Here is a 22,718-nt window from a genome sequence, read left to right on the forward strand (position 1 = left end):
TCCCCCATGCGGATCAGGGCGTTCCCCGATGGGCGCGGCGGCCGGACGACGACAGGCTCGTCCCCATGATCGTCGCCCAAGGGCTCACCAAGACATACGGCGAGAAGGTCGCCGTCGACTCCCTCGACGCCACCGTGCGGCCGGGCCGCGTCACCGGCTTCCTCGGCCCCAACGGCGCCGGGAAGTCGACGACGATGCGGATGATCCTGGGGCTGGACCGGCCCACGGCGGGCAGCGTGACCGTCAACGGCCGCCGCTACCAGGACCACCCGGCGCCGCTGCGCGAGGTCGGCGCGCTGCTCGAGGCGCGGGCGCTGCACCCGGGCCGCTCGGCGCGCGACCACCTGCGCTGGCTGGCCGCGAGCAACGGCATCCCCCGCGCGCGGGTGGACGAGGTGCTGGGGCTGGTCGGCCTCGAGGCGGTCGCCGACAAGCGGGTCGGCGGCTTCTCGCTCGGCATGGGCCAGCGGCTCGGTATCGCCGTCGCGCTGCTCGGCGACCCGCCGGTCGTCGTCCTCGACGAACCGGTCAACGGGCTGGACCCGGAGGGCATCCGCTGGGTGCGCACGCTCGCCCGGCGGCTGGCCGGCGAGGGGCGGACCGTGCTCGTCTCCAGCCACCTGATGTCGGAGATGGCGCTGACCGCCGACCACCTGCTGGTCATCGGGCGGGGCCGGATCCTCGCCGACTCCTCGATGGCCGACTTCATCACCGAGCACGCCGCGTCGTTCGTGCGCGTGCGCAGCCCCCGGCGCGCCGAGGTCGCCGACCTGCTGCGCCGGTCGGGCGCCGAGGTCACCACCGTGGACGACGAGCTGCGGGTGCAGGGCGTCGACGCGGCGACGATCGGCGAGACCGTCGGCCGGCACGGGCTGTACCTGCACGAGCTGTCGCTGGTCCAGTCCTCGCTGGAGGAGGCGTTCATGGCGCTGACCGCGAGCAGCGTCGAGTACGCGGCGGTGGCCCGGTGACCGCCACCCTCGACGTCGTCCGGCTCGACCCGGCGTCCGGCACCCGTGCCCCCGGTTTCGGCGCCACCCTCCGGTCGGAGTGGATCAAGTTCTGGTCGGTGCGCTCGACGCCCTGGTCGACGGCCATGCTGTTCGTCGTCGGCGCCGGGCTGACCACGCTGCTCTGCGCCGCGGTCGCCGGTGAGCTGGCCGACGGCAGCGCCGGCGAGTCGGCGGGCTCGTTCGTGACCTGGGGGATGATGGTCGCCCAGATCTTGGCCGTCGTCCTCGGCGCGATGGTCGTGACCAGCGAGTACTCCACCGGCATGGTCCGGGCGACGCTGACGGCCACGCCGCGGCGCGGCGCCGTCCTGGCCGCCAAGGCGCTGGTGCTCAGCGGCACGCTGTTCGTCGTCGGCACGGTCACCGCCGTCGTCGGCTACCTGGCGGGCAACTGGTTCCTCGACCGGCAGGGCGTCGGGCTCGCGCTCTCGGACGACGGCGTGCTGCGGTCGCTGCTCGGCAGCGGGCTCTACGTGGCCGGGCTCGGCCTGCTCGCCGCCGGCGTCGGGCTGCTGGTACGGCACACCGCCGCGGCGCTGTCGATCGTGCTCGGCACCGTCTTCGTCCTCGGCAACATGGCGATGCTGCTCCCCGGCGCGTGGGGGGAGTGGGTGACCAAGCTGATGCCGGGCAACGCCGGCGGCGTCGTCACCCAGCCGGTGCCGTTCAACCCGGATCTGCTCGACCCGTGGGTGGGTCTGGCGGTGTTCGCGGCCGAGACCGCCGTCGTGCTGGTCATCGGCTACGCCGTCTTCCGGCGCCGGGACGCCTGAGGGTCTCGCGTGGTCGGATGACCGCGTGCTCGATCCCGGCGCGCGGCGACGGCAGAAGGTGCGCAACGCCGTCCAGAGCGTGGTGCTGCTCGGCGGACTGGTGCTGGTCGCCGCCCTGCTGGCGTGGATGCTGTTCGGCCTCTCGGGGCTGGTCGCGATCCTCGTCGCGGGCGGCGTCCTGGCGTTGCTGCGGCCGCGGATGCCCGCCCGCGCCGTCCTGGCCATGTACGGCGCGCAGCAGCTGCCGTACGACGCGGCGCCGGGGCTGCACCGCACCGTCGCGGTGCTGGCCCAGCGGGCCGGGCTGCCGGCGGCGCCGACGCTCTACTACGTCGCGAGCTCGGTGCCCAACGCGTTCGCGGTCGGCCGGGGGGACGACGCCTCGCTGGCGGTCACCGACGGGCTGCTGCGGCGGCTGACCAGCCGGGAGGTGGCCGGGGTGCTCGCCCACGAGATCGGCCACGTGCGGGCCGGCGACACCACGGTGATGAGCCTGTCGGACGCCGTCGGCCGGCTGGTGCAGGGGCTGTCGTACCTCGGGCTGTTCTCGGTCCTGGTCACGCTGCCCCTGACGCTGGGCGGGGACCTGCGGCCGCTGGTCGTCTCGGGCGTGCTGATCCTGCTGCCGACTGCGGTGAACCTGGCGCAGCTGGCGCTGTCGCGTTCGCGCGAGTTCGACGCCGACCTGGAGGGCGCCGCGCTGACCGGGGACCCCGAGGGGCTGGCCTCGGCGCTGGAGGAGCTGGAGCGGGCGACCGGCCAGATCTGGGAGCGCACGATGGTGCCCCGCGGGCGGGTGCCCGACCCGCTGGTGCTGCGGACCCACCCGGCGACGGGGGAGCGGGCCCGCCGGCTGCGCGAGCTCGTGCCGCGGGACCCAAGCCGGCACCTGGGCGACCACCGGCACGCGCCACCCGCCGGCCGACCGCCGGTCGGCGACGCCCCGCGGCTGCGCGCTCCGGGGATCCGCTGGTGAGCGCGCCGGTCGAGGGCCCCCGGCGGCGAGGCGCCGGCGCCCGGTACACTGGTCCCTGCGCCGCTCGCGCGGTGCTGCGCCCGTAGCTCAACGGATAGAGCATCTGACTACGGATCAGAAGGTTAGGGGTTCGAGTCCCTTCGGGCGCGCGTCTGGTTGAGACAGCGCCGCGGCCCCGGTTCTTCGACGGAAGAGCCGGGGCCGCGTCGTCCTGCGGGGGCCTCGTCTTGTGGGCGGTCGCGCGCGGGAGAAGCATGCGGGACGACGGCACCGCCCTCTCCCAGGAGTTCTGATGGAGCCGAACAGCGACCAGACCGTCGGCGACTACGGCTACGACGAGGTGCACGCCGACGTGCGCCGGCCGGCCGCGCCGCAGCCTCCGCCGAGCCGTGAGCCGCAGAGGCCGGCCCCGCAGCGGACGCCGGAGCTCGACCAGGACTACGGCTACGACGAGGCCCACTCCTTCTGAGCCCGCCGGATCGGCGCCATCGTCGGCACCGGCTCGTTGGTCAGGAAGTCGGTCAGCAGCGCGTTGACCAGGTGCGGCTTCTCGCTGACCAGGAAGTGCGACGTCCCCGGGACGACGGCGAACTCGGCGTTCGGCAGCGCCTCGAACATCTCCACCGCGTGCGACAGCGTCATCAGGTCGTCGTCGGAGAACATCACCAGCGACCGCGCGCGCACCTTCGCCAGCTCCGCGATGTCCACGTGCGGCTCGTTCACCATCAGCTCGCCGATCTTGGCGACGACCACCGGGAAGTGCTCCTCGCCGTCGGGGGAGACCTCGCCGTACGACGAGCCGAGGAACTGCACCACCTCGTCGACGTCGAACTCCTGGTCGGGCGCCGCCTCGCCGGACTTGTCGAAACCTCCGCTGATCATGACCACCCGGTCGACCAGGTCCGGACGCTGGATCGCCACGAGCATCGCGATGAACGCCCCGTCGCTGTAGCCGACCAGGTCGGCCGGGCCGCCGACGACGGTGTCGAGGAAGGCGATCGTGTCGTCGGTCATCACCTGGTAGGTGATCGGCCCCTCGACGTCAGCCGTGCGCCCGTGCCCGCGCCGCTCGGGCAGGTAGACGTGGAAGCGCTCCACCAGCGGCGGCAGGATCGGCTCGAACAGGCGGGTGTCGACCAGTCCGCCGTGCAGCAGCACCAGCGGGCGCCCCTCCCCGCGCTCGTCGTACCAGGTGTTCACCGGCCCCAGCTGCACGTACGTCGCCATCGTCGGTCTCCTCGGTCCTCGTTCCCTCTCCGTGCTGACCCCCCGGCGCCGGAGATCTCAGCGGTCACCGGCGCCGCCGCCTCCTCTCCCGGCTGAGCACCTCGCTCACCCGGTCGACCTGCGCGTACGACATGGTCGGCGACAGCGGGAGGGACAGCACGCGCTCGGCCGCGCGCTCGGCGACCGGCAGCACGTCGTCGGCGAACTCGGCGAAGGCCGGCTGCCGGTGGCAGGGGACGGGGTAGTGCAGCGCCCACCCGATGCCGTCACGGCTCAGCGCCCGGGTGGCGGCCTCGCGCTCCTTCACCTGGACGACGACGTGGTGGTGCACCGACTGCGCCTGCGGGTGCTGACCGACCAGCGGGCAGTCGAGCGGCAGCCGCTCGCGGTACCGCTGCACCAGGATCCGGCGCGCCCGGTTGTCGTCATCGAGGTGGGCGAGCTTCACGCCGAGCACCGCGGCCTGCAGCGTGTCCAGCCGGCTCCGGCGGCCGCGCAGACCGTGCTCGTGGCGGTCGTCGGGGCTGCGGCCGTGGTCGGCCAGCTGCCGCACCCGGGCGAGGAGCCAGGAGTCGTCGGACACGAGGGCGCCGCCGTCGCCCAGCCCACCCAGGTTGGTGCCCGGCGCGAAGCTGAAGGCCGCCGCGAGGCCGACGCTCCCGGCACGGCGGCTCCCGAACGTCGCGCCGGGCGCCTGGGTGGCGTCCTCGAGCAGGACCAGGCCGTGCCGCTGCGCGACGGCCTCGAGCCGGTCGACGTCGGCCATCTGGCCGTACATGTGGACGGCGATGACGGCCGCGGTGCGGCGGTTGACGGCGCCGGCGACGGCATCGGGGTCGATCTGCAGCGTCGTCGGGAGCACGTCGACGAACCGGGGGAACGCACCGACCGCGCACACCGCCTCGGCCGTGCCCACGAAGGCGTTCCCCGGGAGCACCACCTCGTCGCCCGGACCGATGCCGAGCGCGGCGAGGCTCAGCTCCAGGGCGTCGGAACCCGATCCGACCCCGACGCAGGCGGACGTGCCGCAGTAGTCGGCGAACTGGCTCTCGAAGGTCTCCACCTCCGGGCCGTCGGTGAACCGGCCGTGCGCCAGGACGGTCCGCCAGGCACGGTCCAGTTCCCCGCGCAGCAGCCGGGTGCCGGCCCGGACGTCGAGCAGGGGGATGAACGGAGGGTTCCCGAGGCGGTCCGGCACCGCCTCGCCGACCGCGTCGGACGACGGGGCGGCCGTGATCCGGGGGACCGGGACGGGGTGCGCGGATTCAGCGGTTGACATCAGGGGTGGTCCTCACGGTTCCCGCGACGGTGCGGGCAGGCGGACAGGGATGGCGGCGACCTCTGCGGCCTCCGGGAGCGACGGCGTCCGACCGTTCGGGCGGCGCCCGGCGTGCGCGGTCCGCGGAGCCGTGCGGGCAGGCCGCACGGCCTCGGCGGGGTCAGCCGGGGCTGCTCCCCGGAGCGGTCGTCCGCTCGACCGGGTCGGCGAGGACGTCGGGTTCCACCCACGACGACGACGGGAGCGCCGCGGTCGGGCCGACGACGGGCAGGTAGGCGTCGACGCTGTGGCGGTGCTTCCCGCGCGCCGACGCAGAGGCGCCGACGGTCGAGGCCGCCCCGGCGTGAGTGGTGGGGCAGGGCGCCGGCGCCGGTAGCGGCGTGGACGGGTGAGGTGGCGCGTGCGACAGCGGCGGGGCGGTGGTGCCCCCGGCGCCGGCGGTCTGCGTGATCGTCGCGACGGCCGGGTCCCCGACCCGGGTGGCCGCCACGACGACGTACCGCGGCGTCGCCTCCCGCACTGCGTCGTCGCCCTGCGGCGAAGCCCCGCAGGTCAGGAGCAGGGCGACCGCTGTGAACGTCGTCGGTGCCGGCAGCTCGGAGAGGGGCGTGGCCTCCAGGAGCTCGGCCGGCTCGGGCGCCGTGTCGGTCGAGGAGGGCGCGGTGGCCTCCGTAGTGGTCGCGACCACCACCTCGACCGCGGCAACCGGCTGCTCGGCGACCGGGGCGTCGGCCGGCGGGTCGGTGGTGGGCGTGGTCGCGGCCGGCGGGGCCACGTCGGCGGCCTGGGTGTCGGCCGGCGGGGCGGTCGGCTGCTCGACGGGCTGCGCAGCGGCGGGCGGGGCGCTCGAGTGGTCCGCGGCGGGGGCGGTCGCCGGCCGGACACCGGGGGCCTCGGCGGCGGGCGGCTCGGTAGCGAGAGGCCCGGTGACGGGAGGCGCGGTGCTGGGCGGCTCGGTAGCCGGAGGCGCGGTGGTGGACGGCCCGGTGACGGGAGGCGCGGTGGTGGGCGGCTCGGTGGCGAGAGGCCCGGTGACGGGAGGCGCGGTGCTGGGCGGCTCGGTAGCCGGAGGCGCGGTGGTGGACGGCCCGGTGACGGGAGGCGCGGTGGTGGACGGCCCGGCGGCCGGAGGCTCGGCGGGAGGCGGCTCAGTGGCCGGAGGCACGGTCGTGGGCGGTTCGGTGGCCGGAGGCACGGTCGTGGGCGGTTCGGTGGCCGGAGGCACGGTCGTGGGCGGCTCGGCCGCCGGGGGCCCGGTGGTGGGCGGCTCAGTGGCCGGAGGCACGGTCGTCGGCGGTTCGGCGGCCGGAGGCACGTCGATGGGCGCACTCGGAGGAACAGGGGGCTGAGGGGGTGCGTCGGCGGGCTCGCCCGGCGGCGTGGCTGCTTCGCCGGGAGGCTCGGTGGGCTCGCCGGCAGGCTCGGTGGGCTCGCCGGGAGACTCGGTGGGCTCGGTGGCGGGATCGGCCGGTTCGACAGGTGGATCGGCCACCGGGGCGGGCGGCTCGGTGGGTTCGCCGGGAGGCTCGGTGGGCTCGCCGGCAGGCTCGGTGGGCTCCGTGGGCTCGGTGGCGGGATCGGCCGGTTCGACAGGTGGATCGGCCACCGGGGCGGGCGGCTCGGCGGGTTCGCCAGGAGGTTCGGCGGGTTCGCCAGGAGGCTCGGTGGGTCCGCCGGGCCGCCCGGCGGGCTCGGCCGGATCACCGGGAGGACTCGTGGGCTTGGCGGGCGGATCGGCCGGCGGACCGCCCGGATGGTCGGAGGCCGGGGTGCTCTCGGGCGGCCCCGCGCTCACCGGCGGGTCCGCGCTCGCGGACCCCGGCGATGCCGCGGACGCGGGACCGGCGAGTGCCACGAGGAGGGCGAAGCCGCTGACGACCAGGACGACCAGCACGAGCAGCCGGCGTCCGGTCCGGCGACCCGGGGGCTGCTCCTCGAGGCGCAGCCGCATCTCCCGGCGGGCGTCGTCCAACCGGACGACGTCGCCGGGCGACGACGGCAGCGCTCTCGTGCCCACCCCAGACCCCTGATTCTCGGGGGAGGGTGCCCCCGCGGAGCGGCGGGACCACCCCCGCAGCGACGGGTGCCGCGGTCAGCCGGACCATGCGCCGCGCACGTCCGAGGTGGCAACCCTCCCTCCCGCCCGATGAGCCGGGCACGGCCTGCGGTGACCTTCAGTGATCGGAAGAGTGGCGACAGCAGTCGGATCGCTCGACATGCGGATCGCGCCGGTCCACCGGCGCGCACGGCGACCGCACTACGTGCAGAGCCGTGCGACAGCCGGTGCGCCGGCCGTCCGGTCCTGCGCCGTTGCCCGCGCCGGCCCTCACGGAGAGTGTCGGAAGCCCCGGCGGTGGCGTTCAGGCGGGGACGGCGCTGCGGTCACGCAGGGCGCGGCGCAGGATCTTGCCCGCCGGCGAGCGCGGGACCGCCTCGACCACGTCGACCCCGGCCAGACGCTTGTAGTGCGCCGTCCGCGCGGCGGCCCACTCGACCAGCTCGGCCGGGTCGAGCGCCCCTCGGGGGACGACGAAGGCCACCGGCCGCTCCCCGGTGCGCGCGTCCGGCCGGCCGATCACCGCCGCGTCCAGGACGCCGGGGTGGGTGACCAGCAGCGCCTCGAGCTCGGCCGGCGCCACCTGGAACCCGCTCACCTTGATCAGCTCCTTGACGCGGTCGACGACGAACACCTCGCCGTCCGCGGTGACCGTGCCGAGGTCGCCGGAGCGGAACCACCCCTCGGCGTCGATCGCGGCGGCCGTGGCCGCGGGGTCGCCGAGGTAGCCGGCCATCACCTGCGGGCCGCGGAACCACAGCTCGCCGGTCGCGCCCGCGGGCACGTCGGCGCCGGTGGCGGGGTCGACCAGGCGGGCCTCGGTGCCGGGCACCAGCGTGCCGACCGCGCCGGGGGTGTGGCCGCTGCCGTCGCGGCGGCAGATCGACAGGATCGGGCTGGTCTCGGTGAGCCCGTACACCTGCAGCACCGGTCGCCCGAGCCGCCGCGCGGCCTCCTGCTCGAGCTCGGCGGACAGGGGCGCCGACCCGCACATCACCGCGTCCAGCGAGGAGAGGTCGTAGCGGTCGACGAGCGGGGAGCGGGCGAGCGCCAGGACCACGGGCGGCGCCGAGGGCAGCAGGGTCGCGCGGTACCGCTCGACCAGCTGCAGCGCCGCCTCGAGGTCGAACCGCGGCAGGGTCACCACCGTCGCGCCGGCGTCGAGGGTCAGGCAGATCGAGGCGCAGAAGCCGGCGACGTGGAAGAACGGCAGCACGCCGATCATCACGTCGTCGTCCCGCATCGCGATCACCGCGCGGCTCTGGCAGACGTTGGCGACGACGTTGCGGTGGGTCAGCCGCACCCCCTTCGGCAGCCCCGTCGTCCCCGACGAGTAGGGCAGCAGCGCGACGTCGCGCGCCGGGTCGATCCGCACGTCGGGGCAGGGCTCACCGGCGGCGATCAGCGAGGCGAAGGAGTCCTCACCGATCACCAGGACGTCGGTCGCGCCCGCGGCCCGCGCCTTGTCCGCGAACGGCCCGACGGTGACCAGGGTCCGCGCGCCGGAGTCGCGCAGCTGGTGCGCGATCTCCTCCGCCGTCCACAGCGGGTTGATCGGCGTGACGGCGCCGCCCGCGAGCTGCGCGCCGAGCATCACCACGGGCCACTCGGGCAGGTTGGGCGCGAGGACCGCCAGGACGTCGCCGGGCCGGAAGCCGCGGGCGGCCAGCCCGCCGGCCACGCGGCAGGCCAGCGTCTCGACCTGGGCGGAGGAGAGGGCGCGGCCGGTCGGGCCGTCGACGAACGCGGGGCGGTCGCCGCGGCGGGCCGCGCCCGCGAGCAGGAAGGCGGGCAGGTCGACGTCGGGGACGGCGACGGGCGGAACGGGACTGGAGATCGCTGTCATGGGCCGATCCCACGCGCGCGGGCACCTGTCGCGCTTCGGGGAGCGTCCCTAACGTTGGCGCGCGATGACCCGCACGACGGCGCGGGCCGACCCGCTGCTGGAGCGGGAGGCGGAGGTCGAGGCGGTCGTCGCGGCGCTGGACGCCGCGGCGACCGGGCGCGGCTGCGCGCTCCTGGTCGAGGGACCGGCCGGGATCGGCAAGACCCGCCTCCTCGACGCCGCCCGCGCGGCCGCCGTCGAGCGCGGCTTCCGGGTGCTGAGCGCCCGCGCCGGTCCCCTGGAGCGCGAGTTCGGGTTCGGGGTGGTCCGCGGCCTGCTCGAGCCGGTCCTGCGGACGGCGTCGGAGGCGGAGCGGGCCGCCCTGCTCGACGGCGCCGCCCGGCTGGCCGCGCCGGTGCTCGACCCCGCCGCCACGCCGGCACCCGGCTTCGCCACCCTGCACGGCGTCTACTGGCTGCTCGCCGGGCTGGCCGAGCGAGCGCCGCTGCTCGTGGCCGTCGACGACGCGCACGAGGCCGACGGGCCGTCCCTGCGGGCGCTGGCCCACCTCGCGCACCGCGTCGAGGGCCTGCCGGTGCTGGTCGCCGTCGCCACCCGGCCGCCGGAGCCCGGGAGCGACACCGGGGAGCTGTTCGACGTGCTCCGCGCCGAGCCCACCACCGTCGTCGTCCACCCCCGCCCGCTGTCGGCTGCGGCGTCGGCGGTCGTGCTGCGGGACCTGTTCGGCACCGACGCCGACGACGCGTTCGTCGCCGCATGCGGGGAGGTCGCGGCCGGCAACCCGATGCTGCTCGGTGCCCTGGCCCGGTCGCTGGCCGCGGCGGGCCTCGCGCCGACGGCGGAGGCGGTCCCAGCTGTCCACGACCGCGCGCCCGAGATCGTCGCCGCATTCGTCCTGCCCCGGCTGCGGCACCTGCCGCGGGAGGCGGTCGCGGCCGCCCGTGCGCTCGCCGTCCTCGGCGCCGACGCGCAGCTGCGGCACGTGGCCGCGGTGGCCGGCCTGCTCCCGGACGCCGCGGCGCGCGGCGTCGACCGGCTGGTCGCCGCCGAGCTGGTCGTCCCCGGGCCGGCGTTCGTGCACCCGCTGGTCGCGCAGGCCGTGGTCGACCACCTGCCCGCGGGGGAGCGGCACCTCGCCCACCGCACCGCCGCGCGCGAGCTGGCCGCCGACGGCGCGCCGGCCGAGGCGGTCGCGGCGCACCTGCTCGAGGTGGCGCCGCTGCGCGACCCGTGGGTCGTGGAGCGGCTGCGCCGCGCGGCGCGCGAGGCGCTGGGCAAGGGCGCGCCCGGCCCGGCGGTGGCCTACCTGCGGCGCGCGCTGGCCGAGCCGCCGCCGCCCGGGCTGCGCGCCGAGGTGCTCTTCGAGCTCGGCGACGCCGAGACGCACCTGGGCCCGGCCGCGGGGCTGGACCGGCTGGCCGAGGCGCTGGCGGTGACCACCCGCCCGACCGCCCGCGCCCGCGTCGCCCTTCGGCTGGCCCGCGGGTTGGAGACGGCGTGGGAGCTGCCCCGCGCCCTGGCCGTGCTGCGGGACGCCGTCGTCGAGGCCGACGCCGCCGAGGTGGAGCCCGCGGTGCGGCAGCTGCTCGAGGCCGAGTACGTCGGGCTGGCCCGGTCGCGGCCCGCCGTCCGCGCCGATGCGCTGGCCCGGCTCGCGCGGCTGCTGCCCACCGCAGGGCCGGACACGGTGGCCGGCTGCGTGCTGCTCGCCACCTCGGCCGTCGAGGTGCTCCAGGAACCCGGCCGGACGGCGGAGGCCGTCGCGCAGGCCCGCGCCGCGCTGACCGGCGTCCTGCGGCTGGACAGCGCCTCCTTCGTCACCGGCGTCCTCTACCTGGCCGCGCCGGTGCTGGCCGCCGCGGGCGAGCTGACCGAGGCGGTGGCCGCAGCCGACGACGCCGTGGGCGATGCACGGGGACGCGGGGCCCCGGTCGAGCTCGGCGCCGCCCTGGGCTCGCGCGCGGAGATGGGACGGCGGACCGGCGCGCTGCTCGACGCCGAGGCCGACCTGCGCCTGGCCCTGGACCTCGCGGCGGCGGCGGGCGCGCCGTATCCGCGGCGGCTGCTGCTCGGCACGCTGCTGCCGGTGCTGGTCGAGCGCGGCGAGGTCGCTGCCGCGCAGCAGGAGCTGGACGAGCTGGGGCTGGCGCTGGACCACGCCGCGCTGCTGGCCGCGGTCGGCCGCCTCCGGCTCGTGCAGGGGCGACCGGGGGTGGCGGTCGACGTCCTCCGGGACGCCGGGGAGCGGCTGGCCCGCCGCGGGTGGGTCCACCCCGGGCTGGTGCCGTGGCGCACGGACGCCGCGCTCGCGCTGCACCGGCTCGGCCGCGCGGAGGAGGCGGGTGCGGAGGCGCGGGCGGCCCTCGCCGACGCCGAGCGCTTCGCCGCGCCCGTCGCCACCGGGATCGCGCTGCGCACGGTCGGGCAGGTGGGCGACGACCTCGACGCGCTCGCCGCGGCGGTCGGCGTCCTGGGCGGCACCGCCGCCCGGCTGGAGCACGCGCGCGCCCAGGTCGAGCTCGGCGCCGGGCTGCGGCGGGCCAACCACCGGGCCGACGCGCGCACACCCCTGCGGGAGGGTCTGGACACCGCCTCGCGCTGCGGTGCGGGAGCCCTCGTCCGGCAGGCCGTCGAGGAGCTCGCCGCCGCCGGGGCCCGGCCCCGGACGCCCCGCCTGACCGGGGCGGAGGCGCTGTCGGCCAGCGAGCGACGGGTGGCCCGGCTGGCCGCCGACGGGCTGACCAACCGCGACATCGCGCAGGCCCTGTTCGTCACCACCAAGACCGTGGAGGTCCACCTCTCCGCCGCCTACCGCAAGCTCGGCATCGCCTCGCGCGCGCAGCTGCCGGGGGTCCTCGGCTGAGTTGCTGGGGTCCGACCCCGAGGCGGCGGACCGGTGCCCTGCGGTGCGCTCGACCTCCCGCCCCTCGAGGAGGTCCCCGTGCAGACCCAGGTCCCCAAGCCCTACGTCGGCGCCGCCGAGCACGCCCCGCGCGGTGTCAGCGGTGGCCAGTTCGCCGCCACCCCCGACGGCGAGGTCGTGCTCTTCCTGATCGGCATGCGGTTCAACCGCCTGCGCCGGGTGCGCAGCTGGTGGCCGGTGTTCGCCGGCATGCCCCGGATGGTCCGGGAGCTGCTCGCCCGCCCGGACTCGGGGCTGCTCGCCCGGCCGCGCACGTACTGGTCGGGTCGCGACCTCCTCGTCGTCCAGTACTGGCGGTCGGTGGAGGACCTCGGCCGCTACGCCCGCGACGCCGGCATGGCGCACGCCCCCGCCTGGGGGGCCTTCAACCGGAGCGGTGCCGCGTCCGCCGACGTCGGCATCTGGCACGAGACCTACAGCGTCCGCGCCGACCAGGTCGAGAGCCTGTACGGCAACGTGCCGCTGCGCGGGCTGGCCGAGGCGACCTCGTGGGCGCCCCGGGTGCGCCGCACACGGTCGCGCACCGGCGAGCGCATGGGCCAGCACGACCCCGAGTACGTGGCCGACCGCCGCGCCGGCTGATCCCCGACCCGGCCGGGAGCCCCCCGAGCCCCTGGTGACCGAGGACCAGGGGCGGATGGGGGCGTTCCCCGATACCTGTGCAGATCCCGCCCCGAGAGGCTTCCCGCGGTGGTGTTCGGGCTGGCCCGACACCCGAACGGCCAGGTGGCGGGATGGGCGCGCGTCCCGCCCGACGGCAGGTTCGACCCGGCGACTTCTCCGAGATCAGGAAGGCACGAAGACAGTGGACGCATCACGCAATCTCGCGGCGCGCGCCGGGCGGTGGAGCGCGCGGCACCGGAGGACGGCGGTCCTCGGCTGGCTGGCGTTCGTCGTCCTGGCGATCACCCTCGGCAACCTGATCCCGCGCGGGGAGCTCACCGCGGCCGAGGCGAACGTCGGCCCCACGGCCGAGGCCCAGCGCATCCTCGACGCGCACGGCTGGGAGGAGCCGGCGTCGGAGATGGTGCTCGTGCAGCGCGCCGACGACGTCTCCGAGGCGGCCGCGACCGCGGCGCTCACCGACGTCGTCGCGACCCTGGAGGCCACCCCGGACGTCGAGAACGTGGCCAGCCCGCTGTCGGGCGCCCCGCTCACCTCCGCCGACGGCCGGTCGGTGCTGGTGACGTTCGACATCCGCGGCTCGCCCGACGACGCCGCCGACAAGGTCGGCCCGATCACCGAGGCGGTGGCCGAGGTCGCCGACCGGCACCCCGACGTCCGCGTCGAGCAGTTCGGCGGCGCCAGCGCCGACGTCGCCCTGGACGAGGCGCTGGCCGGCGACTTCGAGCGGGCCGAGTACCTGGCCATCCCGATCACCCTCGCCGTCCTGCTGCTGACCTTCGGCGCGATCGTCGCCGCGCTGCTGCCGCTGGTGTTCGCGCTGACCGCGTTCGTCGGCGCGCTCGGGCTGCTCACCTACGTCAGCCAGGTCTGGCACGTCGACGGGACGGCGCAGACGGTCATGCTGCTCATCGGCCTGGCCGTGGGCGTGGACTACTCGCTCTTCTACCTCAAGCGGGAGCGCGAGGAGCGGGCCCGCGGCAACGGTGCGGTCGACGCCCTCGACATCGCCGCCGCCACCTCCGGCCGGTCGATCCTCATCTCGGGGCTCACCGTCATCGTCGCCATGGCCGGCGTCTTCCTCACCGGCTCGGCGGTCTTCACCGGCATCGGCGTCGCCACCATCCTCGTCGTCGCCACCTCGGTGCTCGGCTCGCTCACCGTGCTGCCGGCGCTGATGAGCTGGCTGGGCGACCGGGTCGAGAAGGGGCGCATCCCCGGCCTGCACCGCCGCGAGGCGCGGCCGTCGCGGTTCTGGGGTGTGGTGCTCGGTGCCGTGCTGCGCCGCCCCGTGGTGGCAGCCGTTGTCGCCGGCGGGGCGCTGGTCGCCCTCGCCGTCCCGACCGTGCAGCTGGAGCTGCGCAACGACGGCATCCAGGACCTGCCGCAGGACCTGCCGGTCATCCAGACCTACGAGCGCATCGCCGAGGCGTTCCCCGGCGGCTCGTCACCGGCGGAGGTGGTGATCGAGGCCGACGACGTCGCGGCGCCGGAGGTGCAGGCGGCGATCGCCGACCTGCGCGCGCAGGCGCTGGGCACCGGGCAGATGAACGAGCCGGTCGACGTCCGGACCAGCGAGGACGGCGAGGTCGCCGTCGTCTCGTTGCCGCTGGTGGGCGACGGCCAGGAGCAGGCGTCGGTCGACGCGCTGCACGCCCTCGAGGGCATCGTCGCCGACACCGTCGGCTCGGTGGACGGCGTCACCGCGGTGGTGACCGGTGAGACCGCGGGCTCGGTGGCCTTCCGCGACCTGATCGCCGAGCGGACGCCGTGGGTGTTCGGGTTCGTGCTGGTGCTGGCGTTCCTGCTGCTGCTGGTCTCGTTCCGCTCGGTGGTGGTCGCGTTCACCGCGATCGTGCTCAACACGCTCTCGGTCGCGGCGGCCTACGGCACCCTGGTGCTGGTCTTCCAGGAGGGCTGGGGCGGCTCGCTGATCGGACTGCAGGAGACCGGCGCCATCGTCACCTGGATCCCGCTGTTCCTCTTCGTGATCCTCTTCGGGCTGTCGATGGACTACCACGTCTTCATCCTCAGCCGGATCCGCGAGGGCTACGACCGCGGGCTGTCGACCCGGGCCGCGATCGCGAACGGGATCACCTCGTCGGCCGGGGTGGTCACCAGCGCCGCGATCATCATGGTGTTCGTCTTCGGCACCTTCGTGACGCTGTCGACGACCAACATGAAGCAGATCGGGCTGGGGCTGGCGGTCGCGGTGCTGCTCGACGCCACCGTCGTCCGGGCGCTGCTGCTGCCGGCCGTGATGCAGCTGCTCGGCGAGCGCAACTGGTACCTGCCGCGCTGGCTGCGGTGGCTGCCGACGCTGCAGCACGAGCCGGTGCCGCCGCCGTCGGTGGAGCGGCCGCGGCCGGTGGTCGACGAGCCGCTGGTCCTCTCCCGCGACTGACCGCCGCTCGGCGCCGGGAGCCTGGTCGGCTCCCGGCGCCGAGAGCGGTCCGGGTACCGCCGGTCAGCGGGTGAGGGACGCGTCGTCGGCCTGGAAGCACACCCCGACCGGAGCGCCGGTCGAGTACACCTCGAAGTCCAGGCTCGACCCCGGGGCGACCGGCGTGTAGGCCGTGGTCAGCAGCTGCCACGACGTCGTGACCGCCACCGATGCGGTGACCGACCCCTGCAGCACGCCACCCGCGTACTCGCGCACCCGCAGCCGGACCGTGAGCCCGGGGGTGTCCGACCGGACCCACACCCCGGCGGTGTAGGCGCCGGCCTGGGTGAAGCTCACCCAGCTGGGCTTGTCGGTGAGCCCGCAGACGCCACCGGCCACGGAGTTCGTCACCGCGGCGGCCCAGTCACCCGAGTGCCCGCCGGCGACCCGGCTGAGGGTGTTCGCCGCCACGTCTCCCGCCCAGCCGGCGGTGTCCGTCTCGAAGCCCGGGTTGCCGACGAGGTTGCCCGCCGACGCGGCGACGGTCCACGTCCGCTGCGCCGGGCTGAAGTCGGCGTTGTAGGACGGGTCGACGGCGACGACCCGGAAGGTGTGGTCGGCGGTCGTCAGACCCGTGTAGCTCACCGGCGAGGTGCACGGGGTGTACGCGGCGCCGTCGAGGCTGCACTGGAAGCCCGTGGCCTCGCTCGCCGAGAAGGTGAAGGTGGCCGACGTGTCGGTCACCGACCCCGACGGCCCCGAGTCGATGGCGGTGTCGGGTCGGGTCACGTCGGGCGTGGGGCCGGGGTTCAGCGGGGCGAAGCCGATCCCGTAGTGGTCCTCGCGCCCGAAGGCGGTGCCGTCGCTGCCGACCCAGAGCCCCTGCGGGGTGGCGAACAGCGCCATCGTGCCGTGGAAGCGGGACTTCGTCGGGTTCCACGGGAGGGCCTTGCCGGTCACCGGGTCGATGGCGCCGATGCCCGGTCGCTCGACCGCCCCGGGACCGGCCGAGTCACGGCCGAACGGGTTGTCCAGCCAGCGCTGGTGACCACCGACGTACACCGCCGTGCCGGTCACCGCGACGCTGTAGAGCGTGTCGCCGCCGGTCCAGTTGATCCAGGTGGGCTGGACCGTGCTGCTGACGTTCGCCGTCTCGAACCGGGCCGCGGCGTCGCAGATCCCGTTGGTGCCGGTGGGTCCACCGGTGGAGACCACGACGAAGTAGCTGCCGTCGGGGGAGAAGTCCACGCCTTCCGCGCTGACGTCGCGGGCGCCGGACGCCGCGCAGTCGACGTCGAAGCGGGGCGCGTGCCAGGTGCTCAACGTCGCGGACGTCGCGCCGAGGTTGAGCATGAACGCCTGCCGGCGACCCTGGCCGTTGACCGTCGCGAAGTTGCCGGTCGCCACCAGCCGGGTGCCGTTCGGCGAGACGGCGATGTGCTTGACCCGGGTCTCGTCCCCCGTCCACACCACGCCGGCGACGTTGACGTTGATCCGGCCGGTGTCCGCCCCGGTGACCGGGTCCATGGCCATGATCTTCTTGGTGAAGTTCCCCGCCGCGATCACGACGCCGTTGGCGATCACGAGGTCGGACACCGTGCGCATGCCCGTGGGCGCGAAGGTGGGGTCGATCCGGTTGTTGACCAGGTCGTACTTCATGATCCCGCGGCGGGTGACCCCGTTGACGGTGGCGAAGGCGCCACCGACGTAGAGCGCCGTGTCGGTGGCCGCGAGCGACGTGACCATGCCGTCGAACTGCAGCTGGAGCGGGGAGACCACCCCGGTCCGGCTGTCGAAGGCGACGAAGTTCTGCCGGCTGTACGTCGTCGTCCGCGCCCAGTCCTGCACCTGCTGGAAGCGACCGCCGGCGAAGACGGTGTCACCGACCTGCGCGAAGTCGTAGATGCTGTACGAGGTGTTGTCGAGCACCAGGTGCGGGGTGACGTCGGACGGGTTGTCCGACACCACCGCGGGTTGCGACAGCGCCGCCTGCGCCGGCACGCCGCCCAGGGCGACCAGCGCGACCACGCCGAGGAGGGCCACCGCGGCCTTCCTGCACATCTCGGGGAACCCACCTCTGGCACTGCGCATGGCGTCCTCGCTCACGCTCGACGGACGCCGCGCGGACTTCCCCCGGCCTGCGCGGCACTGGTGCCGCGACCGTAGGAACGAGCGGGGTGAGGTGGCACCCGGCAGAAGACGCAGAGGTTCTAGACCTGTTGCAGGAGAACGTGCTGCTCGGCGCCTCGTCCGGGTCGTGCGACGGTCCTAGGACCCCCGGCTCACCCGGATCCGGGTCGACTCGGACGACGGTTCGGCCAGCGGGATGCGGATCTCGAGGACGCCGTCGGTGTAGGACGCCGTGATCTCGTCCGGCCGTGCCCGCTCCGGCAGCGGGAGCGAGCGCTCGGACCGGCCGGTGGGCAGCTCGCGGCGCAGGTAGGTGCGCTCGTCGTCGCCCCGGCGCTCGACCGCGATGCGCAGCTCACCGGCGTCGGCGGTCAGCTCGACGTCCCGGTCGGGGTCGACGCCCGGCAGGGAGGCCCGCACCACGTGCGCGCCGTCCTCGCGGTACTCGTCGACCCGGATCCGGTCGTCGGCCACCGGCTCCTCGTCGACGACGTCGGCCTTCGGGCGGCTGTCCTCGCGGGTGGCCTGCGCCCACACCGAGCCGCCCCCCTGCGGGCGGTTGGCGCGCATGGTGCGCACCCAGTCGTCGAACATCTCCTCGAGCCGACCGAAGGGGATCGACGACTCGTTCCAGCGGCCCTGTCCGCTCATGGGGGCGGCTCCTCTCCGTTGCCTGCTCTTTCGAACGAACGAACCCCGCCGGTGGTGCCGCGATCAGCCCACCTGATCCGAAGTGGTCCTCCCCCACGGTGCGACGTGGGGGAGGAGCCCGGGGGATCAGGTGGGCTGATCGTGGCCGGGACCGCCTACAGCGGGAACGAGATGTACTTCGTCTGCAGGTACTCGGCGATGCCCTCGTGCCCGCCCTCGCGGCCGATGCCCGACTGCTTCACGCCGCCGAACGGCGCGGCCGGGTCGCTCACCACGCCGCGGTTGAGGCCGACCATGCCGAACTCCAGCGCCTCCGACAGCCGCAGCCCGCGGGCCAGGTCGCCGGTGAAGACGTACGCGACCAGGCCGTACTCGGTGCCGTTGGCGTTCGCCAGCACCTCGTCGTCCGAGGTGAACGGCACGATCGGCGCCACCGGGCCGAAGATCTCCTCCTCCGTCGCCGGCGACCCGGCCGGGACGTCGAGCAGCACGGTCGGCGGGTAGAAGTAGCCGGGGCCCTCGGGCCGCTCGCCGCCGATCACCGGGCGCGCGCCGGCCGAGACGGTCTCGCGCACGATCCGCTCGACCTTCTCCACGGTGTCCTCGTTGACCAGCGGGCCCAGGCCGACGCCCTCGTCGTCCCCGCGGCCGACCTTGACCGCGCCCATCTTCTCGGCGAGCCGGCGGCCGAACTCCTCGGCGACCGGCGCCTCGACGTAGAACCGGTTGGCCGCGGTGCAGGCCTCGCCGCCGTTGCGCAGCTTGGCCAGCATCGCGCCCTCGACGGCGGCGTCGAGGTCGGCGTCGGCGCAGACGATGAACGGGGCGTTCCCGCCGAGCTCCATCGAGCTGACCAGCACCTGGTCGGCGGCCTGCTTGAGCAGGATGCGGCCGACCTCGGTGGACCCGGTGAAGCTGATCTTGCGCAGTCGCGGGTCGGCCATCGCCGCCTTGCTGACGTCGCCGGCCTTGCTGGTCGGCAGCAGGTTGACCACGCCGTCGGGGACGCCGGCCTCGGTGAGCAGCTCGACGAGCAGCGCCGCGGTCAGCGGCGTCTCGGCGGCCGGCTTGACCAGCGACGTGCAGCCGGCGGCCAGCGCCGGCCCGAGCTTGCGGGTGAGCATCGCGGCCGGGAAGTTCCACGGCGTGATGAGCAGGCAGACGCCCACCGGCTGGTTGGTCACCACGGTGCGCGTGCCGCCGGCGGGCGCGACGCCGTAGTGGCCGTCGATGCGCACCGCCTCCTCGGAGAACCAGCGGAAGAACTCGGCGGCGTAGGTGCGCTCGGCGCGCGCGTCGGCCAGCGCCTTGCCGTTCTCCCGCACCATGAGCAGCGCCAGGTCGTCGGCGTGCTCGCCCATGAGCTCGAACGCCCGCCGGATGACCTCCGAGCGCTTGCGCGGCGGTGTCGCCGCCCACCCCGGCAGCGCGGCCGCGGCGGCGTCCATGGCGGCGGCCGTGTCCTCGGGCGTGGCGTCGGCGACCCGGGTGAGCACCGACGCGTCGGCCGGGTCGTGCACCTCGAACTCGGCGCCGTCGCTCGACGGCCGCCACTGCCCGCCGATGTACAGGCCGGTCGGGACCGGTCGGCTCACCCCGGGGACGTCTGCGTACAGGTCGGCCATCGCGCATCTCCTCCTCGCTCCACCAGCAGGGCACCATCCTGCGCCCGGCCGCGGACCTGCTGCAGAGGGGAGTTCGTGGGGCGGGGGGCCGGTCCTGACGGTCTGGCCGCGTTGGTCGGTCCACCGAGCTGTCGGTGGCCACTCTTTGCCGGCTGCCCCCGCCCGAACCCACTGTGACCCCGGTCACTCGGAGGGGTCAACCCTCGTCGGCGTGTCGGCAGGGGCCGGGCGTGTCCGCCGCTTCCCGCACCGAGAACGGTCCTGGTTCCGGTGCGGAAAGCGGGTTCAGCCGACGCGGCGGAGGACGTCCGGGGTGAGCTCGCCGACACGGGTGTGCCCGGTCAGCCCGAGGGTCAGGTCGAACTCGCCGAGCACGTCCTCGACCACCTGCCGGACGCCGGCCTCCCCGGCCAGCGCCAGCCCCCACGCGAACGGCCGCCCGAGCAGCGCCGCCCGCGCGCCCAGCGCGACGGCGGTGAAGACGTCGGCGCCGCTGCGGACGCCGCTGTCGAGCAGCACCGGCACCCGGTCGGCGACGGCGGCGACGACGTCGGGCAGCGCGTCGAGCGCCGCGATCGAGCGGTCGACCTGCCGCCCGCCGTGGGTGCTCACCACGACGCCGTCCACGCCCTCGTCGACCGCCCGCCGGGCGTCGTCGGGGTGCAGCACGCCCTTGAGCACGATCGGCAGCCGCGTCCGCGCGCGCAGCCAGCCCAGGTCGGCCCAGCTGATCGAGGGGCGGGAGTAGATGCCGAGGAACGTCTCGACGGCGGCCCGGGGGAGCGGCGAGCGGAGGTTGTCCCGCAGCGACCCCGGCCAGGCGCGCGCCATGCCCACCAGCGCGCGGACGGCCGCCGGCGTGGGGAACGGCTGGCGGTCGCGCTGGGCCGAGGCGGCGGGGTCGGCCGGTGCCGGCGTGCCCGCCACCCGCTCCTCGACCAGCCGCCGGAACACCGGGTCGGAGGTGTACTGCGCGATGCCCTTGCCCAGCGCGAACGGCAGGTGCCCGAGGTCGAGGTCGCGGGGCCGCCAGCCGAGCATCGTGGTGTCCAGGGTGACGACGACGGCGTCGCAGCCGGCCGCCTCGGCGCGGGAGAGCAGGCTCTCGACCAGCTCGTCGGAGGTCGACCAGTAGAGCTGGAACCAGCGCGGCGCGTCGCCCATCGCGGCCGCGCAGGTCTCCATGGGCACCGACGCCTGGTTGGAGAAAACCATCGGCACGCCGGTGGCGGCCGCCGCCCGCGCCACGGCGAGGTCGGCCTCGCGGTCGACCAGCTCGAGCGCGCCCACCGGGCCGAGCAGCAGCGGGGCCGGCAGCCGGCGGCCGAACAGCTCGACCGAGGTGTCGCGGTCGCTGCAGTCGCGCAGCACCCGCGGCACGACGGCCCAGCGGTCGAACGCCGCCCGGTTGGCCCGCTGGGTCGCCTCGTCCCCGGCGCCGCCGGCCACGTAGGAGTAGGCGCGCGGGTTCAGCTTCCGCTTCGCCAGGCGCTGCAGCCCGCGCGCGGTCGTCGGCACGCGGGGGTGCCGGCCGTACACCCCGGCGCGGTAGACCTCGTCCTGGCGACGCCGCCCGGTGCCCGCTGCTGAGTCCATCGCCACACCGTAGTGACGGCCCCGCGGGGCGGGGTCGTCACCGGTCCTCAGGGTCCTTGGTCCTGAATTCCGTCGACACGCCGCGCGACACGCCCGACGGGCTGATCACAGTGGCGGAACTTCCCGTCACACCCAGGCATGATGGACCGGCCGACGCCTGGGGGAGACCGCAACACGCAGGACAGGGCGGCGGCAGCAGTTCGAGGGGGACGCCGTGCCGGCCGGGCCGACGCCGATTTCCGCACGCAGGACAGCCGGGCTCACGGCTGCGCTCCTGCTCGCCGCCCTCGGCTCGGCGGTGGCGCTCGCGCCGCCCGCGGGCGCCGTCGACGATCTCGCCCGGCCCAACTACGCGGTGACCCAGGGCCCCAGCTGCCACCCCGGCGGGGTGCGGATCGAGGTCGTCGCCGGCACCGCGCCCTACCGCGTCGTGCTGGCCACCACGCGCACCCCCGAGGGGGAGGACGTCGCCGAGGTCCACCCCGGCCAGACCGTCGTCCTCGCCACCGACGACGTCGCCTGGGGCGAGACGATCGACAGCCGCCTGGAGTTCACCGCCCTCGACGACTCGGGCGACACCTTCGCCGACGACCTCCGGCCGTACAGCTTCACCCGCCCCACCGAGGAGGACTGCGCCGCGATCGCGCCGCCGGTCGCCGGGGCGACGCCGGCACCGGCGACCGTGCCGGGCACGGACGGCGAGGCCGCGCCGGCCCCCGGCGAGCAGGACGTCCCGGCGGGGTCGGAGGGGCACGCGCCGGCGAACACGGACGACGGGCCCGCGCCCGGGGGCGGCACGACGGAGGGCGGCGCCGGCGACGGCGCACCGTCCCCGGAGACCGTGCCCGGGCACGGCAGCGACCTGCAGGTGGAGACGGCCGCCGCGGGCATGCCGGTCGCGCCGGTGACCCGGGCGCCCGCGTGGCCGGTGATCGCCGCCGGGGTGTCACTGGCCGGAGCCGCCGCCGGAGTGCTGCTGGCCGGTGCCCGTCGCGGCCGCGGCGCCGCGCCGACGCCGGGCGCCTGAGCCCGGGGTCGGGGAGGATGGCCCGGTGACCTCTTCCCGGGACGCGCTGGCGCGCGGCGTCCCCCGCAACGCCGCCGGGGTCCCGGGAGCGGCTCCCCGGCCCGCGGAGACGTGGCTGCGCATCGTCCAGGTCCACGACCGCATCAGCCACCGCGTCGACTCCGCGCTGCACCGCCAGCACGGCCTCTCGCTGACCGGTTTCGAGGCGCTGCGCCGCATCGCCGAGGCGCCGGGCGAGCGAGCCAGCATGGGCGAGGTGGCCGAGGCGCTCGGCCTGTCCCGCCCCGGTGTCACCAGCACGATCAACCGGCTGGTCACCGAGGGGCTGGTCGTCCGCGAGCGGGCCGAGGAGGACAAGCGCCTGCTGCACGCCCGGCTCACCCCGGCCGGCCGGCAGCGCGTGGACGCCGCCGCCCGCACCCACGACGACCTCGTCGCACACCTGCTGGCCCTGCTCGGCGACGACGCCACCGTCGTGACCGACGCGCTGGCCCGCGTCTCCGCCGCCGCGCGCGTCCGCCGCTGACCCTCCGTCACCGACACGCCGCGCGGCGCGTGGGCGCGGTCCGGGCGGGGTAGCCCGCACGTC

General features: G+C 75.8%; 17 protein-coding genes and 1 tRNA gene. 10 read left to right on the plus strand and 8 right to left on the minus strand.

Going from position 1 to position 22,718, the window contains the following annotated elements:
• The first annotated feature begins 65 nt into the window (after positions 1-65).
• The 5 genes from ACI8AF_RS01040 (at position 66) to ACI8AF_RS01060 (ending at position 3,231) form a co-directional block, all read left to right on the plus strand.
• Entirely contained in the window at positions 66-971 is a 906-nt protein-coding gene (locus tag ACI8AF_RS01040) for an ABC transporter ATP-binding protein (RefSeq protein WP_456537795.1), read from the plus strand.
• Complete coding sequence (locus ACI8AF_RS01045) at positions 968-1,786, plus strand: ABC transporter permease subunit (protein ID WP_456537796.1); 819 nt, start codon at positions 968-970, stop codon at positions 1,784-1,786. Before ACI8AF_RS01040 ends, ACI8AF_RS01045 begins: the two co-directional genes overlap by 4 nt.
• A 25-nt stretch (positions 1,787-1,811) precedes the next feature.
• The gene (locus ACI8AF_RS01050; protein WP_456537797.1) at positions 1,812-2,762 is read left to right on the plus strand and encodes a zinc metalloprotease HtpX; all 951 of its coding nucleotides are present in this window, start codon (positions 1,812-1,814) and stop codon (positions 2,760-2,762) included.
• Between the two features lie 76 nt (positions 2,763-2,838).
• Positions 2,839-2,911, plus strand: a tRNA-Arg gene (locus ACI8AF_RS01055).
• Positions 2,912-3,054: 143 nt separating this feature from the next.
• Positions 3,055-3,231 (plus strand): hypothetical protein, encoded by a 177-nt coding sequence (locus ACI8AF_RS01060; protein WP_456537798.1) that lies wholly within the window; start codon positions 3,055-3,057, stop codon positions 3,229-3,231.
• Here ACI8AF_RS01060 and ACI8AF_RS01065 read toward each other — a convergent pair.
• From ACI8AF_RS01065 to ACI8AF_RS01080, 4 genes are all read right to left on the minus strand, one after another.
• Positions 3,207-3,989 (minus strand): alpha/beta fold hydrolase, encoded by a 783-nt coding sequence (locus ACI8AF_RS01065; RefSeq protein WP_456537799.1) that lies wholly within the window; start codon positions 3,987-3,989, stop codon positions 3,207-3,209. The two genes, ACI8AF_RS01060 and ACI8AF_RS01065, sit on opposite strands and share 25 nt — an antisense overlap.
• A 64-nt stretch (positions 3,990-4,053) precedes the next feature.
• Complete coding sequence (locus ACI8AF_RS01070; protein ID WP_456537800.1) at positions 4,054-5,268, minus strand: DegT/DnrJ/EryC1/StrS family aminotransferase; 1,215 nt, start codon at positions 5,266-5,268, stop codon at positions 4,054-4,056.
• 160 nt (positions 5,269-5,428) lie between these two features.
• The gene (locus ACI8AF_RS01075) at positions 5,429-6,043 is read right to left on the minus strand and encodes a hypothetical protein (RefSeq protein WP_456537801.1); all 615 of its coding nucleotides are present in this window, start codon (positions 6,041-6,043) and stop codon (positions 5,429-5,431) included.
• A gap of 1,585 nt (positions 6,044-7,628) precedes the next feature.
• Positions 7,629-9,170, minus strand: a complete 1,542-nt coding sequence (locus ACI8AF_RS01080) for an AMP-binding protein (RefSeq protein WP_456537802.1) — start codon at positions 9,168-9,170, stop codon at positions 7,629-7,631.
• Positions 9,171-9,234: 64 nt separating this feature from the next.
• On the opposite strand from ACI8AF_RS01080, the gene ACI8AF_RS01085 reads away from it, so the two are divergent.
• The 3 genes from ACI8AF_RS01085 to ACI8AF_RS01095 all read left to right on the plus strand — a co-directional run bounded on the left by ACI8AF_RS01085 (position 9,235) and on the right by ACI8AF_RS01095 (position 15,121).
• Positions 9,235-12,033, plus strand: a complete 2,799-nt coding sequence (locus ACI8AF_RS01085; RefSeq protein WP_456537803.1) for an ATP-binding protein — start codon at positions 9,235-9,237, stop codon at positions 12,031-12,033.
• A gap of 78 nt (positions 12,034-12,111) precedes the next feature.
• Positions 12,112-12,675 carry a DUF4188 domain-containing protein gene (locus ACI8AF_RS01090; RefSeq protein ID WP_456537804.1) on the plus strand — a complete coding sequence of 188 codons (564 nt, stop codon included), beginning with the start codon at positions 12,112-12,114 and terminating at the stop codon, positions 12,673-12,675.
• Positions 12,676-12,898: 223 nt separating this feature from the next.
• A complete protein-coding gene (locus ACI8AF_RS01095) occupies positions 12,899-15,121 on the plus strand; it encodes an MMPL family transporter (RefSeq protein ID WP_456537805.1) in 2,223 nt (740 codons plus the stop codon).
• A gap of 63 nt (positions 15,122-15,184) precedes the next feature.
• Here the strand turns inward: ACI8AF_RS01095 and ACI8AF_RS01100 are convergent, their stop codons facing one another.
• From ACI8AF_RS01100 to ACI8AF_RS01115, 4 genes are all read right to left on the minus strand, one after another.
• Entirely contained in the window at positions 15,185-17,161 is a 1,977-nt protein-coding gene (locus tag ACI8AF_RS01100; RefSeq protein WP_456537806.1) for a hypothetical protein, read from the minus strand.
• A gap of 207 nt (positions 17,162-17,368) precedes the next feature.
• Positions 17,369-17,881: an Hsp20/alpha crystallin family protein gene (locus ACI8AF_RS01105; RefSeq protein ID WP_456537807.1), complete on the minus strand. Its 513-nt coding sequence runs from the start codon at positions 17,879-17,881 to the stop codon at positions 17,369-17,371.
• A gap of 155 nt (positions 17,882-18,036) precedes the next feature.
• Complete coding sequence (locus ACI8AF_RS01110) at positions 18,037-19,506, minus strand: NAD-dependent succinate-semialdehyde dehydrogenase (RefSeq protein ID WP_456537808.1); 1,470 nt, start codon at positions 19,504-19,506, stop codon at positions 18,037-18,039.
• Between the two features lie 285 nt (positions 19,507-19,791).
• Positions 19,792-21,102 carry an alpha-hydroxy-acid oxidizing protein gene (locus tag ACI8AF_RS01115; protein WP_456537809.1) on the minus strand — a complete coding sequence of 437 codons (1,311 nt, stop codon included), beginning with the start codon at positions 21,100-21,102 and terminating at the stop codon, positions 19,792-19,794.
• Between the two features lie 298 nt (positions 21,103-21,400).
• Here ACI8AF_RS01115 and ACI8AF_RS01120 point away from each other — a divergent pair, with 298 nt between their 5' ends.
• Both ACI8AF_RS01120 and ACI8AF_RS01125 read left to right on the plus strand, forming a co-directional pair.
• Positions 21,401-22,129, plus strand: coding sequence for a hypothetical protein (locus ACI8AF_RS01120; protein WP_456537810.1), 729 nt, complete (start codon positions 21,401-21,403; stop codon positions 22,127-22,129).
• A gap of 25 nt (positions 22,130-22,154) precedes the next feature.
• Positions 22,155-22,655: a MarR family winged helix-turn-helix transcriptional regulator gene (locus ACI8AF_RS01125; RefSeq protein WP_456537811.1), complete on the plus strand. Its 501-nt coding sequence runs from the start codon at positions 22,155-22,157 to the stop codon at positions 22,653-22,655.
• The last annotated feature ends 63 nt before the right edge of the window (positions 22,656-22,718 follow it).

The sequence above is a fragment of the Blastococcus sp. SYSU D00669 genome, assembly GCF_054050715.1.